Origin of the sequence: Pseudomonas sp. MEJ086 (genome assembly GCF_030209025.1) — a bacterium.
Taxonomy (GTDB): Bacteria; Pseudomonadota; Gammaproteobacteria; order Pseudomonadales; family Pseudomonadaceae; genus Aquipseudomonas; species Aquipseudomonas fulva_A.
On sequence record NZ_JARVSV010000008.1, the window covers coordinates 92,501 to 109,061 of the forward strand.

The 16,561-nt window shown below is 64.2% G+C and carries 15 protein-coding genes; 11 read left to right on the forward strand and 4 right to left on the reverse strand.

What is annotated here, in order from left to right; genetic code table 11:
- Positions 1-145: 145 nt before the first annotated feature.
- From QRN22_RS05675 to QRN22_RS05725, 11 genes are all read left to right on the forward strand, one after another.
- Positions 146-778, forward strand: coding sequence for an SCO family protein (locus tag QRN22_RS05675; protein WP_042553622.1), 633 nt, complete (start codon positions 146-148; stop codon positions 776-778).
- Between the two features lie 377 nt (positions 779-1,155).
- A complete protein-coding gene (locus QRN22_RS05680) occupies positions 1,156-1,659 on the forward strand; it encodes an RNA polymerase sigma factor (protein WP_042553620.1) in 504 nt (167 codons plus the stop codon).
- A 90-nt stretch (positions 1,660-1,749) separates the two neighbouring features.
- Complete coding sequence (locus tag QRN22_RS05685; protein ID WP_042553619.1) at positions 1,750-2,730, forward strand: FecR family protein; 981 nt, start codon at positions 1,750-1,752, stop codon at positions 2,728-2,730.
- A gap of 131 nt (positions 2,731-2,861) precedes the next feature.
- The gene (locus QRN22_RS05690) at positions 2,862-5,924 is read left to right on the forward strand and encodes a TonB-dependent receptor (protein ID WP_052493786.1); all 3,063 of its coding nucleotides are present in this window, start codon (positions 2,862-2,864) and stop codon (positions 5,922-5,924) included.
- Between the two features lie 114 nt (positions 5,925-6,038).
- Positions 6,039-6,602 carry a heme acquisition protein HasA gene (locus QRN22_RS05695; protein ID WP_042553618.1) on the forward strand — a complete coding sequence of 188 codons (564 nt, stop codon included), beginning with the start codon at positions 6,039-6,041 and terminating at the stop codon, positions 6,600-6,602.
- A 187-nt stretch (positions 6,603-6,789) separates the two neighbouring features.
- On the forward strand, positions 6,790-8,550 hold the full coding sequence (locus QRN22_RS05700) for a type I secretion system permease/ATPase (RefSeq protein ID WP_042553617.1): 1,761 nt from the start codon (positions 6,790-6,792) through the stop codon (positions 8,548-8,550).
- Positions 8,550-9,875, forward strand: a complete 1,326-nt coding sequence (locus tag QRN22_RS05705; RefSeq protein ID WP_042553616.1) for an HlyD family type I secretion periplasmic adaptor subunit — start codon at positions 8,550-8,552, stop codon at positions 9,873-9,875. Before QRN22_RS05700 ends, QRN22_RS05705 begins: the two co-directional genes overlap by 1 nt.
- On the forward strand, positions 9,872-11,230 hold the full coding sequence (locus QRN22_RS05710; RefSeq protein WP_082045772.1) for a TolC family outer membrane protein: 1,359 nt from the start codon (positions 9,872-9,874) through the stop codon (positions 11,228-11,230). The genes QRN22_RS05705 and QRN22_RS05710 overlap by 4 nt, the downstream gene beginning before the upstream one ends.
- Positions 11,231-11,341: 111 nt before the next feature.
- Positions 11,342-11,935 (forward strand): biliverdin-producing heme oxygenase, encoded by a 594-nt coding sequence (locus tag QRN22_RS05715; protein ID WP_042553615.1) that lies wholly within the window; start codon positions 11,342-11,344, stop codon positions 11,933-11,935.
- Positions 11,928-12,341, forward strand: a complete 414-nt coding sequence (locus tag QRN22_RS05720) for a YbaN family protein (RefSeq protein WP_042553614.1) — start codon at positions 11,928-11,930, stop codon at positions 12,339-12,341. Before QRN22_RS05715 ends, QRN22_RS05720 begins: the two co-directional genes overlap by 8 nt.
- Positions 12,342-12,491: 150 nt before the next feature.
- A complete protein-coding gene (locus QRN22_RS05725; protein ID WP_042553613.1) occupies positions 12,492-12,920 on the forward strand; it encodes a GFA family protein in 429 nt (142 codons plus the stop codon).
- Between the two features lie 86 nt (positions 12,921-13,006).
- Here the strand turns inward: QRN22_RS05725 and QRN22_RS05730 are convergent, their stop codons facing one another.
- From QRN22_RS05730 to QRN22_RS05745, 4 genes are all read right to left on the reverse strand, one after another.
- Positions 13,007-13,783, reverse strand: a complete 777-nt coding sequence (locus tag QRN22_RS05730; protein ID WP_042553612.1) for a MetQ/NlpA family ABC transporter substrate-binding protein — start codon at positions 13,781-13,783, stop codon at positions 13,007-13,009.
- Positions 13,784-13,844: 61 nt separating this feature from the next.
- Positions 13,845-14,510, reverse strand: coding sequence for a methionine ABC transporter permease (locus tag QRN22_RS05735; RefSeq protein ID WP_090423656.1), 666 nt, complete (start codon positions 14,508-14,510; stop codon positions 13,845-13,847).
- On the reverse strand, positions 14,510-15,514 hold the full coding sequence (locus QRN22_RS05740) for a methionine ABC transporter ATP-binding protein (RefSeq protein WP_042553610.1): 1,005 nt from the start codon (positions 15,512-15,514) through the stop codon (positions 14,510-14,512). Before QRN22_RS05740 ends, QRN22_RS05735 begins: the two co-directional genes overlap by 1 nt.
- A gap of 161 nt (positions 15,515-15,675) precedes the next feature.
- The gene (locus QRN22_RS05745; RefSeq protein WP_042553609.1) at positions 15,676-16,500 is read right to left on the reverse strand and encodes a hypothetical protein; all 825 of its coding nucleotides are present in this window, start codon (positions 16,498-16,500) and stop codon (positions 15,676-15,678) included.
- Positions 16,501-16,561 lie beyond the last annotated feature (61 nt).

Below are 16,561 nucleotides of genomic sequence, written 5' to 3' on the forward strand. Positions count from 1 at the left end.
TGGCGCTCAGTATCTGGTACCTTTTCCCGCTGTTCATCGCCTACCGGCTGATCCCATCTGCCTGGCCGCCGTGCCATTCGCGTGTCGATCGGGGTTCTCTGGCCAGTCCGGGCGATCACCTTTCACTCAGACCATCGTGGCCGCCATGACCCGAAAGCAAATCACCGTATTCGTCCTGATCGCCGTCGTCGCACTGGTGCTCGGTCTTGCCGTCAATCAGGTGCTCAGCAGCAAATCGAAGAACGACCCTGCCGCGTTGCTCGACGCTGGCATCGTCATGCTGCCGCAACAACGCCAGGTACCGGCGCTGGACTTCGTCGATCAGGATGGCCAGACCTTTTCCACCGGTCAGCTCAAGGATCAGTGGAGTCTGCTGTTCTTCGGTTACACCTTCTGCCCGGACATCTGCCCGGCGACCCTGGCTCAGCTGCGCCAACTGCGTTCGGAAATCCCGGAGGAGGCCTGGAACAACCTGCGCATCGTGCTGGTGACCGTCGACCCCAATCGCGACACGCCCGAGCAGATGAAAAAGTACCTGGGCTATTTCGATGCCGGTTACATGGGCCTGACCGGTGAGCCGGACACCATCCAGACGCTGGCCAACGCGGTGAGCATTCCCTACATCCCGGCCGATACCAGCAAGGAAAATTACCTCGTCGATCACAGCGGCAACCTCGCCATCATCGGCCCTGACGGCACTCAGCGCGGCTTCATTCGTGCGCCGATCAATGTCGACAAACTGGCCGCACAATTGCCGGGATTGATCCGCAAGGATTGAAACGTTGGGCGAACGCCTGATGCCTGTCAGTGGCGTCTTCGCCGGCTCTCCAGGAGCCGCGACGCCGCGGCGAATGATGGGCATGACACGCATGGTGCGCTGATCACCATCGCATCGTCCGCGAGCGGGCTCCTCAGGGGCTCGCGGCTCTGCAGGTTTTGCAGACGAATCACGGCCAAGTGCGGCTGCACGGCGAGCCCGTCCATCGGGTGCATGAGGCCGTCGACGATCTGGGAGCAGGCTCGCTCACCCTGGCTTTCCTGCCTGTGCATGGCGCCAGCCTGACTGACGCGGTACCTGGTCAAAAATGTTAATTGAAAACTATTCTCATCGGTCGGTAAGATGCTGCTCCTTCCCGCTCAGGTCAGGTATGACGATTGTCGGATCTGGATCTCAAAGGCCTTTTCCAGCAGCACGCCAGGGCGCTACAGAGCTTCCTGCTGCGCAAGAGCCGTGACCCCCACCTGGCTGCCGATCTGGTCCAGGAAAGTTTCCTGCGCCTGACCGAGCAGGCGCGGCACGACCACATCGAGAATACCCCGGCCTATCTCTACCGTACCGCGCGCAACCTGCTGATCGACCACCGTCGCCAGCAGGATCGACGCAAGACCGACCTGGTGGGCGACGAGGTGCTCAACGCTGTCGAAGATGAGGTCGACAGCCTGGAAGACACGACCGAGAGGCAGCAACGTATGGAGCTGTTGCAGCGTGCTGTGGCCGAACTGCCACCGCGTACCCGCGAAATCTTTCACCTCAACCGAATCGAAGGGCTGACCCATGCCGAGGTCGCCAGGCGTCTGGCAATCAGTGACAGCTCGGTGCAAAAGCACCTGTCCAAGGCGCTGTCGCATGTCATGGAGCGCCTGGGTGCAGGCCCATGAGCGGGAAAAATGCCGGTATCGCCGGGCGCTTTTACGGTAAAAGAGCCGCCCGAGCGTCATTACCCTTATAAGACGAACCGAGAGCACGACGTGAATAGCCCAGACCTGCAGGATCGCGGGATTCGCCAGGCCGCTGCCGAATGGGCGGTGCGCCTGAGCGATTCGCCACTCGCCGAGGATGAGCAGCAGGCGCTGCAGGCCTGGCTCGCCCTCGATTCGCGTCACGCCGCTGCCTTGCAGTTCGCTCGGCATACCTGGGGTGACCTCGCCGGTCTGACGGAGCCGCTTCTCGATGCTCCGCGGCGTGCACCCGCTCGGCCGCTTGCCGCGCCGCCAAGGCGCCGTAGCAGGCGTGCACTGCGTTGGCTGAGCAGCGCCTCGCTGGCGGTGATCGTTACCGCTGTCGGCTGGACGCAGGGTAACGCGCTGTACCTGCCACTGATCGCCGACCACCTGACCGCCAGCGGGGAAGTGCGCACCTTCGAGCTGCCCGACGGTAGCCAGGCGACGCTCGATGCGCGCAGTGCCATACGCCTCGATTACACCTCCCAGGCGCGGCGTATCGAATTGCTGGCCGGCTCGGCCATTTTTCAGACGGCTCCGGTGGGCAAGCACGAGTCACGGCCATTCATCGTCGACAGCGGTGGTGGCAAGGCCCAGGCGCTGGGCACGCGTTTTCTGGTCAGCCGGGGTGACGCCGAGCAGGCGCTCGTCGGTGTCATGCAGCACCGTGTGGCCGTCAGCAAACATGGTCAGAGCCTGATTCTCGACGAGGGGCAGAGTGCGCGTTTCGACGCCGATGGGCGGATCGAGCGGCTGAGCCTGGATCTGTCGCGCGCCAGCAGTTGGCAGCGCGGTCTGCTGATTTTCGATCAGGTACCGTTGCAGCAGGTGGTGACCCAGCTCAATCGTTACCGCGACGGGCACATTCTCATCGCTGGCGGCCAACTGGCGCAGCGCCGAGTCAGCGGTGTGTTCCGCCTGGACTCGCTGGACGGTGCGGTCGCTACCCTCACAGGCGAGCTGCAGGCCCGGCATAGCGATCTGCCCGGCCTCAGCATCATTTACTGAGCCGCGTTCGCCTGGGCTTTTCAGCCGAACGAATAATTTCCAAAAACGCTTACTGAGTTTTCCCGGCTGCAACGTCTTGCTTGTTGATAGTGATTTTCATTACACGCCAATATCAACAAAGAGCAGGGTCGATGGGCAACAAGGGAATGCGTCATTCAATCGCCGGAAACCAGAAAGGGCATCGCGCTCTGGGGCTGGCGGGTGGTTTGCTGGTGGGTGTGGCGCTGGTCGCTGGCAGTAGCGCCTGGGCCCAGCAGTCGGCGCCTTTGGCGGCGGATGCGGGCGGCGCTGTGAGGGCAGCTCAGGTCCAGTTCGATATTCCCGCACAGCCGCTGGGGAGCGCTGTGATCGCCTTTGCCGAGCAGGCCGGGATTCAGGTGTTCTTCGACAGCAGCAAGCTGGCAGGGCTGCAAAGTCGTGAGCTGAAGGGGCCGCACGGGCCGGAGCAGGGCTTGCGTCTGCTGCTCAGTGGTCTGCCGGTCAGCTACAGCTTCACGGGTGAGCGGCGGGTCAACGTGGAGCGGGTGGCCGAAGTCGCCGGCACGCTGCAGATCGATGCGACGACCATCGAATCGACCCGCGACGTCAGCAATGAATGGATCTACCAGGCGCCGCGCTCGGTCAGCGTTATCACCCGTGACCAGCTCGACCGCAACCCGCCACGGCATGCGGCCGACATGCTGGTCGAAACGCCAGGCGTGTACAGCGCGGTGAGCGCCCAGGATCCAGGGCTGTCGGTAAACATCCGCGGCATGCAGGACTTCGGTCGGGTCAACACGATGATCGATGGCATGCGCCAGAACTTCAACGAGAACGGCCATCAGCAGCGCAATGGCCAGCTCTACGTGGATTCCGAGCTGATCAGCAGCGTGGTGATCGAGAAGGGCCCGCGCTCCGACGTCACCGGTGCCGCGTCGATTGCCGGCAGCGCCAACTTCGGCACGCTGAATGTCGACGACATCATTCTGCCGGGCCAGGATCAGGGCGTGCGCCTGCGCGGCATGACCGGCCTGGGCGGCCACGGCAATGGCGTCAACTTCATCGGCAGTGCCGCTGTGGCCGGGCGCTTCGATGACCGCTGGGAGCTGCTCGCCGCCCGTAGCCGACGCAGCTTCGGCGATTACGCGCCGGGCTCGCGTCGGGAGAACTTCGATTTCCTGCTCGGTGGCGTTCAGGATTCCGACCGCCCGATCACGCAGGTCGTCGATCGCATCAAGTTCTCCGATCAGGAGCAGGATTCGGAGCTGTTCAAGGCGCGCTTCGTCATCAACCCGGAGCAGGCCCTGCAGTTCACCTACATCAATACCGACCTCGGCTATGCCAACGTGTCCGACCGCCGGGTGATCAACCCGGTCGACGGCGCAGCACGGGACGGTGAAGAGGCCTGGCAGAAATACGGCGATGCCAGTGCCCGTTCGCAGTCCTTCGGGCTGGACTACAGCGTCGATTCCGACTCGCCGCTGCTGGATCTCAAGGCCAAGCTCTACTACGTCACCACCCGCAACCAGCGCGACACCGCCGCCGGGCGACCGGTCGTCACGGGCGGCGTGAACATGACCGATACCGCCTGGCGACTGGGTTACTGCGACCAGAGCCCGGTGCCCGGCTCCTGGACCAGTGCCTGCGAGGCCGGGCTGGGTAACGATGCGCGTACCAAGATCGACACCATCGGCTTCACCCTGGACAACACCGCGCGCTTCGCCTTGGTTGGCGTCGAAGGGTTTCGCTTCAACCATGGCCTGGAGTACTTCCAGGATCGTGGCGCCTCGGACACCGTCTACAACCGCCAGGGCCGTGAAGTGGGTAGCGACACCAATACCCTCAACCCCAACGGCAAGCGCAGCATCACCAGCGCTTTTGGCAGCCTTACCTTCGAGACCGAGCAGATCACGCTGTCGGGTGGGCTGCGTTATGACTACTACAGGCTCAAGGGCAAGACCCGCGTACCCGTTACGGACTGGACCTACGAGGGCCGTGCCCAGGTTTACAACCGTCTGCTCACGCAATCCATCGCTGACACTCAGCTACGCTGCACCAGCTACGTGGCGCCTGTGATACGCGGCCAGAGCGAAGCGGCGCGCCTGGCCCGTCAGGCGCGTACCAGAGCGAGTGCCTGCGCCAACATCCCGGGACTGCAGGCCAGACTGGCGGCCGACCCGACCTCGGATCCGCGCTACTACACGAGTTTCTATGATGGCATCTGGTCGTCCAACACCGGCATGCGCGCGTACGAGGTCGATGAGAGCCTGGACAAATTCCTGCCTACATTCGCTGCCGCGTACCGCCCTACCGACTGGCTGGAAGTCTTTGCCAGTTGGGGCAAGTCCTGGCGGCCGCCGGCGCTGACAGAGTCGCTGATGGAGGGCTCCCATCCCGGTGACCCTTTCGCCACCATGTACCCCAATCCCTACGCCGAACCAGAGACGTCGCGCAGTTGGGACCTGGGCTTCAACGTCAACAAGCTGGACCTGGTCACGGTGGGCGACCAGTTCAACGCCAAGGTCACGTACTACGACACGCGCGTCGACAATTACCTGATCACCTCGATGAACAATGCCCTGCCGGGCATGACCGGCGGACTGGGCAACACCATGTTCGTCAATAATCAGGCCCGCATGCAGTTTCGCGGGGTCGAGCTGGAACTGGACTACGACGCCCGCCGCTGGTACAGCGGCCTGAACTACACCCATGTGATCGGTGGCGACAACGATATCTGCCAGAAGACTTTCCCGCTCGGCAGCGACAACATCCGCGAAGACATGCCCCGTGAGGACGGCAGCTATTCGGACCTTCGCAACCAGGCCGTAGCCGCCGGATACCCCTCCTACCAGGCCTACCTGGATGCCCAGACCTATTGCGGGGGAGACGTGTTCGGCATGAACAGCGCCCGCAACTCTCCGATGGACCGCGGCAGTTGGGTGTTCGGTACCCGCTGGCTGAACGAAAGCCTGGAACTGGGCACTCGCCTCAACTACAGCGCCGCCGGCCGGCCCAGGGGCTGGAGCACCGACCTGTGGCCGAGCTACACCACCTGGGACCTGTTCGCCAGCTATCGCATCAGCCGCAACCTGCAGCTGCGCGCCACCGTGGAAAACATCCGCGACCGCAGCTACGTCATGGGCTACTCGGACATCTTCGTCAAATCCTATGGGCCCGGTCGTACCGTGATGGGCGGCTTCGAACTGCAGTTCTGAATAGGGTCGTCGCCTGTGAGGGTCCTGTTCGATGCACTCCGGTGACGGTGTGCGTATCGGTACCGCGAGGTGCCAATCAACCGGCGAACGATCGCCAAGCAAGGAGAAACAACGATGGCAATTTCCTATAGCTACGATGCCGACCACTTCCCGATCAACTTCACCTCGGGTGGCTCGCTTGCAGAATTGTTGGGCGCTTATGAAGCCAATGGCGTTGCCGGTCAGCACCCGGCCAACACTGGCGGTTTCTACACCAATGGCGTCGCGTCAGGGCTGTCCGGCGATACCTACGCGCTGTCGCTCAACAACGGCGCCTTCTCGTTCTCGGCGGTCGGCAACCTGTCCTACAACTTCAGCAGCCACTCGCTGTACGGCACCCTGCAGCAGGTGACCCTGGGGGGTGGCCTGAATGCCAACGGTACCGTTTCCAGCCCGCTGATCAGCTTCGACTTCGGCAACACGCCGCTGACCGCCACGGCGGCGGAAGGTCGCGACAATGCCGTGCACGATGTGATCTGGGGCTTGATGAACGGTTCGGTCGAAGGGGCTACCGACAGCGCCGGTACGCCGAACGACGGTGGCCTGCTGGCCGTGCTGGAAGCTGCCGGGCTGGCCGACGACATCATCACCGCAGCGGGTTCGTCGTTGAGCGAGTCCGAGTTGCTGCTGGCTGCCTGATCATCAGGCAATAAAAAGCGAACGGATAAGTCATCCCGTCCGCTCTGGTAACGCCGTCACGGCCCGTGTTTTCCAAGGCCCAGGCTGTGACGGTCACGAATTCTGGGTGTCGCCCGGGCGCCCGTCAATGGCGCCGGGGGATGCCGCCGGGCGTGTCGCGCCTGGCATTGCGCCAAGGAGCCCCTGCATGCGTGCGCCCGTTCCCGCGGCTGCCAACGAGATACTTCAGGCCCTGCGTGCCTGCCGATCAGGGCTGCTGCATGTGGGCCTGTTCTCTGCGGTGATCAACCTGCTGATGCTGGCACCTGCGCTCTACATGCTGCAGGTCTATGACCGGGTGCTCGCCTCCGGCAATGCCATGACCCTGTTGATGCTGACCCTTATCGTGGTCGGGCTGTTCGTGTTCGCCGGAGCGCTGGAATGGATCCGCAGCCTGCTGGTGATCCGGCTCGGTACGCAGATGGACATGCGCCTCAATGCACGGGTATTCGAGGCGACCTTCGAAGCCAACCTGAGCAACGCTCGACAGACCTCGACCCAGGCGCTGAGCGATCTCACCAGCCTGCGTCAGTTCGCCACCGGCAATGCGCTGTTCGCCTTCTTCGACGCCCCCTGGTTCCCGGTGTATCTGGGGGTGATCTTCCTGTTCAGCCCGTGGCTTGGTCTGCTTGCCCTGGTAGGTGCCCTGGCGCTGGTGATGCTGGCCTGGCTCAATCAGCGCCTGACCCGAGAGCCGCTTGGCGAGGCTGCACGGCTGTCCATCGCGGCGAATCAGCAAGCCGCCGGCCATTTGCGTCAGGCCGAAGCCATCGAGTCGATGGGCATGCTTGGCGCGATACGCCAGCGCTGGTTCGCCCTGCATGCCGGCTTCCTGGGCCAGCAGAACCTGGCCAGTGAAAAGACCGCCGTGTTCAGCGCCTGGTCCAAGTACGTGCGTCTGGCGCTGCAGTCACTGGTGCTGGGCCTGGGTGCCTGGCTGGCCCTGGATGGGCTGATCACGCCGGGTATGATGATCGCCGGTTCCATACTCATGGGCCGGGTGCTCGCGCCCATCGATCAGGTCCTCGGCGTCTGGCGGCAGTGGAGCAATGCGCGGCTGGCCTATGAGCGGCTGTCGGCGCTGCTCCAGGCGCACCCGCCGCGCCAGGCAGGCATGCCGCTGCCCGCGCCGCTCGGTGCGCTACGCGTCGAGCAGCTCAGCGCTTTCGCCCCGGGCACCCGCACGCCGTGCCTGGTGAACCTTGGTTTCGCCCTGGGGGCGGGCGAGGTGCTGGGTGTGATCGGCCCCTCGGGCTCGGGCAAGTCGTCCCTGGCACGCCTGCTGGTGGGCGTTGCCAAGGCGCAGACCGGCAAGGTGCGCCTGGATGGCGCCGATCTCCAGCAATGGGACCGCACTGCGCTCGGGGCTCATATCGGTTACCTGCCGCAGGACGTGCAGCTGTTCGCCGGCAGCGTGGCCGAGAACATTGCCCGTTTCACCGAGGTGGATGCGCAGAAGGTGGTGGCCGCCGCGCGTATGGCCGGTGTGCATGACCTGATCCTGCAACTGGCCGACGGCTACGATACCCGTCTCGGTGAAGGCGGCACCGGCCTGTCCGGGGGACAGCGGCAGCGTATCGGCCTGGCCCGTGCACTGTATGGCCTGCCAGCGCTGATCGTGCTCGATGAGCCGAACTCCAATCTCGACGAAGTGGGTGAGCAGGCCCTGCTGGCAGCCATCGCCGAGGCGAAGCGGCAAGGTCGCACCCTGGTGCTGATCGCCCACAAGCCGTCATTGCTGGCCAGTACCGACAAGTTGCTGGTACTGCGTGACGGGCAGATGCAGGCGTTCGGGGCCGCCGAGCGGGTCCTGCAGGAGTTGCAACCCAAAGCGGCACCCTTAGCGGCAGCCTTGCGTGGGGCCCCATCGCTGAGCATGAGTTACAGCAGCCACGGAGTGGCATCCTGATGGCCCAGTCCTTGCGCAAGGAGGGGCCACTGGCCGATGTGCTACCCCTCGACGAGCGGCGTTATTCACGCATGGGTGGCTGGCTGCTGGCAGTCGGTTTCGGTGGTTTTCTGCTTTGGGCTGGGCTGGCCCCCCTCGACAAGGGCGTGGCGGTCAGCGGCAACGTAGTGGTCGCCGGCAATCGTCAAGCCGTGCAGCATCCCTCTGGTGGGGTGGTTCAGAGCCTGCTGGTACGTGACGGTGATCAGGTCGAAGCCGGTCAGGTGCTGATTCGCATGGACGCCACGCAGATCCGTGCCCAGCGCGAATCGCTGTTCGTTCAGCACCTTGGAGCAGTGGCCAGCAGCGCTCGCCTGGAGGCCGAGCGTGACGGGCTGGCGGCCATCGCATTTCCGCCGGCCATCGCTTCAGCTGACGATCCACGGGTCGACTCGACCCTGGCCTTGCAGCGGCAGTTGCTCGCCAGTCGACGAGCCGCGTTGCGTCTGGAGCTCGATGGCCTGCAGGAGAGCATTGCCGGCAGCCAGGCCGTGCTAGAAGGGCTGCGCGCCGCCAAGGCTCACAAGGACGAGCAGCGCAGCAGCATGCAGGCGCAATTGAAGGGGCTGCGCGAGCTGGCCCGCGAAGGCTACGTGGCCCGCAATCGGCTGTTGGAAAACGAGCGGCTGTATGCCCAGCTCAATGGTGACATCTCCGAAGACCTCGGCAATATCGGCCGCACTCAGCGGCAGATACTCGAGCTGCGTCTGCGTGCCGCGCAGCGTGGCGAGGAGTACCAGCAGGACGTCCGTCAGCAGCTTGCCGATTCACGCCTCAAGGTGGAGGAACTGGGCAGCCGACTGAGCGCTGCCGACTTTGAACTGGCCCACAGTGAAGTCCGTGCCCCAGCCGCGGGCACCGTGGTCGGGCTCGACGTATTCACCGAAGGTGGGGTGATTTCGCCGGGGCAGATGCTGATGGAGATCGTCCCGCAGGACGCTCCGTTGCTGGTCGACGCACGAGCCCCCGTGGAACTGGTCGACAAGCTGCAGCCCGGCCTGGACGTGGAACTGCTGTTCGTCGCCTTCAACCAGAGCCGTACGCCGCGGGTCAATGGCAAGGTGACGCTGGTCTCCGCTGACCGCCTGCTGGATGAAAAGACCGATCAGCCCTATTACCGGCTGCGTGTGCAGGTGGATGAAGACGGATTGCGGCAGTTGCAGGGCCAACAGATTCGGCCCGGCATGCCGGTGGAAGCCTTCGTGCGCACCGGTGAGCGTTCGTTGCTCAACTATCTGTTCAAGCCGCTGACCGATCGCACCCATATGGCGCTGGTGGAAGAATGAAAGCATCGAATCGAACCCGGCGTCGGGTCTCGCCAGCCCTCAGGTGCGGGATCCTGCTGCTCGGTACGCTGCTCGCCGGGCCGAGCCTCGCGTTCGGCGTGATGGACGCTTACGCCCTGGCCCTGCGCAATGATCCGACTTTTCGCGCCGCCACCCGCGAGCGGGATGCTGGCGTGGAGAACCTGGCCATCGGCCGTGCCGGCTTGCTGCCTAACCTCTCGTACAGTTATCGCAAGGCCCGCAACGAGTCCGATGTCACGGCGGTCGGGGTGACCAACGACCGTGATTACGACAGCTACTCCTCGGCGCTGACCCTGCAGCAACCGCTGTTCGATTACGCCGCCTGGGCCGAGTACCGCCAGGGCGTGGCCAAGGCAGCGCTGGCCGACGAACGTCTGCGTGGGCGTGGCCAGGAACTGGTGGTGCGGGTGTTCGAGGCATACAGCCAGGCATTGCTGGCTGGTGAGCAGATCGAGCTGGCGGGTGCCCAGCGGCGTGCCTATGCCGAGCAGTTGCAGCTCAACCAGCGCACCTTCGAGGCTGGCGAAGGCACCCGTACCGACCTGCTGGAAACCCGCGCTCGCCATGATCTGTCGCGGGCGCAGGAGATCGAGGCGCAGGATGCCCTGGATGCCGCGCTGCGCGATTTGCAGGCAATCATCGGCGAGCCGGTCGAGCTTCGCCAACTGGCCCCACTGAGCGGCCCGTTCAGCGCCGAACCGCTGGCTCCGGCACGGTTCGAAGGCTGGCGCGACATGGCCATGGCGCACAACGCCGAACTCGCCAGCCAGCGCCATGGGCTGAGCGTGGCCGAGCAGGAAGTCGAGCGTCAGCGCGCCGGGCACCTGCCAACGCTGGGGCTGTACGCCAGTTCGCGCAAGACCAGCTCCGACTCGGAAAGCACCTACAACCAGAAGTACGACACCGACAGCATCGGCATCCAGCTCAGTATGCCGTTGTTCGCCGGTGGCGGTGTATCGGCGGCGCGGCGTCAGGCTGCGGCATCCTACGAGCAGGCCCGCTACGAGCTGGACGCCCAGCGCGACGGGGTGCTCAACGAGCTGCGGCGGCAGTTCAACCTGTGTGCGAGCAGCACCGCCAAGGTGCGCGCCTATGAGCTGGCGGTCGAGTCGGCCAGCGGTTTGATCGACGCCACCCGAAAGAGCGTGACCGGTGGCGAACGGGTCAACCGCGATGTGCTCGATGCCGAGCAGCAGCTCTACAGCGCCCGGCGGGATCTGGCCGAGGCCCGTTATGGCTACCTGCGCGCCTGGTTGCAGCTGCGCTACCTGGCCGGGGTGCTCGGTGAGGCGGATCTGCGCCACTTGAGCCGTTACTTCCCGGCTAGCGCATGACAGTTGGCTCACGGAGCGAGTGACGGTGTTTACCGACTTTCTCCTGCTGATTCGTCAGTTATCCAGATGATGCCGAGCACCGCTCGGGAGGCCCGTACAAGGAGAGACCCCATGACCGCCCAACAGGCACAGCTGTCCCATCCACTGCGTTCGCAGCGTCTCAACCAACTGACTCACGAGCCTCATGGCAAGCTCGATGCGCTGGTCAAAGGCCATGATCCGTTCGGCAGTCCAGAGCGTTTCGCACGCTTCGTCGCCGCCCAGTATCTGTTCCAGTACGACCTGGAAACGCTCTATCACGACCCCGCGCTGCTCGCGTTGCTGCCGGATCTGCCGGCACGCTGCCGGTTGCAGCAGGCCCGTCTCGATCTGGCTGACCTTGGCCTGCCGGTGCCACTGGGCGATGAGTCTATTCGTGGCCAGTCCCTGGGGCTCGGCGCCGCCCTTGCCTGGCTGTTCGTGTCCGAGGGCTCCAAGCTGGGGGCGGCCTTCCTACTCAAGCGCATGCCCGCTCTGGGCCTGAGCGAGACCTTCGGGGCGCGGCATCTTGGCGAGCCCGAGGGTGGCCGGGCGCAAGGCTGGAAAACCTTCGTCGCGGCGCTCGACGGTGTCGAACTGGATGAGCAGCAGGAGCGCGAGGCCGAGGCTGCCGCCATCGCGGCCTTCGAGCGTTTCGCCGTGCATCTGGAGCGCAGCTTTGCCTGATACGCCGCAGACGGTGGCGAGTGGCTGGGCACGCTGGCTATGGCTGGCGCTCGCCTACCTGAGCATCTGCATGGCGGCGCTGGGCGTGCTGGTACCTGGCTTGCCGACCACCGAGTTCGTACTGCTTGCCGCCTGGGCCGCGTCGCGCAGTTCACCACGGCTTAGCGCCTGGCTGGAGAGCCATCGTCTGTTCGGCCCGCTGCTGCGCAACTGGCGGGACGGTGGTGTGGTCACCCGGCGTACCAAGCTGGTAGCAAGCCTGAGCATGCTGATGGCCTTCGCCATCATGCTGCTGACAGTAGCGCACACGCCGTCGCTGATTTTCGCCGGCCTGGGCATGAGCGGCGGCGCGCTGTGGATCTGGTCTCGGCCGGAGCGACCACGCAAAGACAATTGCGCCCCATAGCCCGCGGTTGAGGGCAGCGATAGCTGGGATGCGTCGATATTAGACCTGGAGTTTTCGGTCGATTGTGCTCGGGTATCGCTTCGCTCGACGCCAGGCTGCGCATGCTGCGTTTGGCTTATGCTATGCCTTCGATCGAACGAGGGCCTGGCGATGAACAAGGATATCGGCGAGATCAGCGGTGCCTGCCATTGTGGCGGGGTGCGCTTTCAGGTGACGCTGAGCGACGGCCTGCATACCGCGCGGCGCTGCAACTGCTCCTATTGCCGGATGCGCGGCGCGGTGGCGGTATCTGCCGAACTGGCGGATTTCCGCGTGCTGCAGGGCGCAGACTTACTGACGGTCTATCGATTCAACACCAAGAGCGCGGAGCATCACTTCTGCTCGCGCTGCGGTATCTACACCCACCATCAACGCCGTTCCAATCCTCATCAGTACGGCGTCAACGTGGCGTGCCTGGAGGGTGTCAGCCCGTTCGACTTCGCCGAGGTGCCTGTCAGCGATGGCATCGCCCACCCGAAGGACGACCCCTCTGGCGCCGGACCGCGACAGGCTGGCGTGCTGCGCTTCATCCCGTCGTGAGCGTGCAGCCCGCCGCGCAGAAATGAAAATGCCGCGTAGCTTGGGGGCCACGCGGCATCGGGTACTGCAGGCGTGGTATTACGGCATCAGAACGCCGGAACCACCGCACCTTTGTATTTTTCCAGGATGAAGGCTTTCACTTCGTCGCTGTGCAGGGCCTTGACCAGCTTCTGTACGGCGGCGTTGTCCTTGTTGTCTTCACGGGTCACCAGGATGTTGACGTACGGCGAATCGCTGCCTTCGATGGCCAGGGCATCCTGGGTCGGGTTCAGCTTGGCTTCCAGCGCGTAGTTGGTGTTGATCAGCGCCAGGTCGACCTGGGTCAGAACGCGCGGCAGGGTCGCGGCTTCCAGTTCACGCACCTTGATGCCCTTCGGGTTCTCGGCGATGTCTTTCGGCGTGGAGAGGATGTTGTTGGCATCCTTGAGCGTGATCACGCCGGCTTTCTGCAGCAGCAGCAGGGCACGGCCGCCATTGGTGGCGTCGTTGGGGATCACCACGTTGGCGCCTTGCGGCAGGTCTTTCAGATCCTTGATCTTGCTGGAGTAGGCGCCGAATGGTTCGACGTGCACACCGCCTACGCTGACCAGAGTGGTGCCACGGCTCTTGTTGAACTCGTCCAGGTAGGGCTGGTGCTGGAAGAAGTTGGCGTCCAGACGCTTCTCGGCAACCTGTACGTTGGGCTGTACGTAGTCGGTGAACACCTTGACGTCCAGCTCCACGCCTTCTTTGGCCAGTGCCGGTTTGACAAAGTTGAGGATCTCCGCGTGCGGCACGGCCGACGCCGCGACGCTCAGGGTTTCAGCCTGGGCAGCGCTGGAAAAGGCTGCGACGACAGCCAGGGCAGTAAGCAGTTTTTTCATCGTTTGACTCCTTGAGATGAGGCGGCGTGGCGGCAAAGTGCCGGTCGTCCGTTCCAGCTGTTTATTTACGGGAGAAGTGCACCACCAGCCGATCGCCGATGGTTTGCAGGATTTGTACGAGCACCACCAGCAGCGCCACGGTCACGAACATCACGTCCGGCTGATAACGCTGATAGCCGTAACGCACCGCCAGGTCACCCAGGCCGCCGCCGCCGATCAGGCCACTCATCGCGGTGTAGGACACCAGGGTGATGGCGGTGACGGTGACCGCCGCCAGAATGCCCGGCAGGGCCTCGGGCAACAGGGCGTTGAAGATGATCTGGCGGGTGCTGGCACCCATCGCCTGGGTCGCTTCGATGATGCCGCGGTCGACCTCGCGCAGGGCGGTTTCCACTAGGCGCGCGAAGAACGGCGTGGCGCCGACCACCAGCGGCGGTATGGCGCCCGCAACCCCCAGCGATGTGCCGGTGATCAGCACCGTGACCGGGATCAGCAGGATCAGCAGGATCACGAAAGGCACCGAACGCAGAATGTTCACCAGCAGCGAGACCACCGCGTAGAGCGCCTTCTGTTCGAACATCTGCCGTGGTCCGGTGAGGAACAGCAGCACGCCGAGGGGCAGGCCGAACAGCACGGTGAACAGCATGGAGCCGCCCAGCATGTTCAGGGTATCGAGGCTGGCCTGCCAGATTTCCAGCCAGTCGACGTTGGGCAGTAGGGTTTCCATCAGCGCAAGACCTCCAGGTGCACATCGGCCGCTTCGAAGCGGGCCAGGGCCGCGTCGATATCGCCGCCACTCAGGGCCAGGGTCAGTTGGCCGTAGGGCGTATCCTTGATGCGGTCGATACGCCCGGCGAGGATGCTGTAGTCGATACCGGTTTCCCGGGCGACCTGGCCGAGGATCGGCGAATAGGTCGAGTCCCCCTGAAAGGTCAGGCGCAGGATGCGACCCTGAACATGGGCGAAATCGTCGCGCTGCTCGTTTTCGTCGACCTGCTCGGCCTCCTGAACGAAGCGCCTGGTGGTGGCATGCTGCGGGTGCAGGAAGACGTCGGCGACGGCGCCCAGTTCGACGATCACGCCCGCATCCATGACCGCCACGCGGTCGCAGACGCGACGAATCACGTCCATTTCATGGGTGATCAGGACGATGGTCAGGCCCAGTTCGCGGTTGATCTCGGCCAGCAGTTGCAGCACCGACGCGGTGGTTTGCGGGTCGAGGGCGCTGGTGGCCTCGTCGCAGAGCAGAATCTTCGGCCGGGTCGCCAGCGCCCGGGCGATGCCCACACGCTGCTTTTGCCCGCCGGACAGTTGTGCCGGGTACTTGTTGGCGTGGTCCTGCAGGCCGACGCGCTCGAGCAGGGCGGCGACGCGCTGCTCGATCTCCGCGTTGGCCACGCCAGCCAGCTTCAAGGGCATCGCGACGTTGGCGGCGACGGTCTTGGATGACAGCAGGTTGAAATGCTGGAAGATCATCCCGACCTGCTGGCGGAACGTGCGCAGGCCATCGGCACCGAGTGCGGTCACATCCACGCCGTCGATATCGATGCGTCCGCCGGAAGGCTCTTCGAGGCGGTTGATCAGACGCAGCAGGGTACTCTTGCCGGCACCGGAGTGACCGATGATGCCGAATACTTCGCCACGGTCGATGTGCAAATCGCAGGGTTGCAGGGCGGGGATATCGCGGCCACTGACGCGGTACGCCTTGTGAACCTGGTGGAAGTCGATCACGCGTTAAACCTTTTGGGTTCGTCGTTTTTGCCGGATAGGCATATAGATTAGATGCGCTAGTTTATCCGGCGCTTGTTAGGCCTCAAAGATATTTGTAGGCCTATGTTTATAGCTAAAAAGCTGGTTGATGTGCGCCGCTCCAGGCGGCACATCCCCTTCAGCTACCGATTGCGCGCACTCAGTATCAGGTGGGGCACCTGAACGGGTTTCACGGCATGGCTGAGGGTCAGCTTGAAGGTCGGGTCGCGTTTCATCACCCGTGCTTCGAGCAGGCCGGTGACGCGGCGCAGATCCTCGGCGCTGCGCACCTGGATATGCACGGTGCGATCGAAGGTCACCACATCCGCAGCCACGGCATCGAGGCGTTCGAACAAGGCGGCCTCATCACGGCTATCCAGCATCGGCAGGCTGACTTCGCTGCGTTTGGCGGCAGGATCGATCAGTTTCGCCGGCACTTCCGGCTGCGCATCGGCGGCACGGGTCGCCGCTGCCTGGGCCTCGGCAGCCTGGCGCAACAGGCGCAGTTGTTCCTGACGCGCGGCCTGGGCCTGCTCACCGGCCTGGCGGGCCTGCTCGACTGCGCTCAGCTCGGCTTCACGGGCCTTGCCGATGGCGCCATCCAGGCCGGTGGTCAGCGCCGGGGCCTTGGGCATCAGGTTGCGCGCATGTCCCAGGGATTGGGCGGCCTTGTCGAGATCGCCGCTTTCCAGGGCTTTCTGACCTTCCTGCAGATAGGCTTCGGACAGGCGTCGCTGGGCGTGCAGCACCGCTGCGGGGTCACCGCTCTGCTGCAGCGCTTCGAATTGCGCCTCGGCCTCGGCCAACTGGCCAGCGGCCAGGTTGGCGTCGAACTGCTCCTGTGCACTGGGAGCAACCGCCACGGCAGCCGGAGCCGCAGCAGGTTCGGCTTCCTGGCGGCTTTGACAGCCGACCATCAGCAGAACCAGTGCGGCCAGAGCGGCACGGCATAGGGGGAACGATGTCATGGCTGCGAGTCTCGATTTGTGCAAAAAACACGCAATTCTACACGCTGGCTGGTGTGCTGAC

Excerpts from the sequence above, each read along its gene's own strand:
- QRN22_RS05735 (WP_090423656.1), bottom strand. The coding sequence starts at position 14,510 with ATGGAAACCCTACTGCCCAACGTCGACTGGCTGGAAATCTGGCAGGCC.
- QRN22_RS05675 (WP_042553622.1), top strand. The coding sequence starts at position 146 with ATGACCCGAAAGCAAATCACCGTATTCGTCCTGATCGCCGTCGTCGCA.
- QRN22_RS05690 (WP_052493786.1), top strand. The coding sequence starts at position 2,862 with ATGGGCAACAAGGGAATGCGTCATTCAATCGCCGGAAACCAGAAAGGG.
- QRN22_RS05715 (WP_042553615.1), top strand. The coding sequence starts at position 11,342 with ATGACCGCCCAACAGGCACAGCTGTCCCATCCACTGCGTTCGCAGCGT.
- QRN22_RS05730 (WP_042553612.1), bottom strand. The coding sequence starts at position 13,783 with ATGAAAAAACTGCTTACTGCCCTGGCTGTCGTCGCAGCCTTTTCCAGC.
- QRN22_RS05725 (WP_042553613.1), top strand. The coding sequence starts at position 12,492 with ATGAACAAGGATATCGGCGAGATCAGCGGTGCCTGCCATTGTGGCGGG.
- QRN22_RS05745 (WP_042553609.1), bottom strand. The coding sequence starts at position 16,500 with ATGACATCGTTCCCCCTATGCCGTGCCGCTCTGGCCGCACTGGTTCTG.
- QRN22_RS05700 (WP_042553617.1), top strand. The coding sequence starts at position 6,790 with ATGCGTGCGCCCGTTCCCGCGGCTGCCAACGAGATACTTCAGGCCCTG.
- QRN22_RS05705 (WP_042553616.1), top strand. The coding sequence starts at position 8,550 with ATGGCCCAGTCCTTGCGCAAGGAGGGGCCACTGGCCGATGTGCTACCC.
- QRN22_RS05695 (WP_042553618.1), top strand. The coding sequence starts at position 6,039 with ATGGCAATTTCCTATAGCTACGATGCCGACCACTTCCCGATCAACTTC.
- QRN22_RS05710 (WP_082045772.1), top strand. The coding sequence starts at position 9,872 with ATGAAAGCATCGAATCGAACCCGGCGTCGGGTCTCGCCAGCCCTCAGG.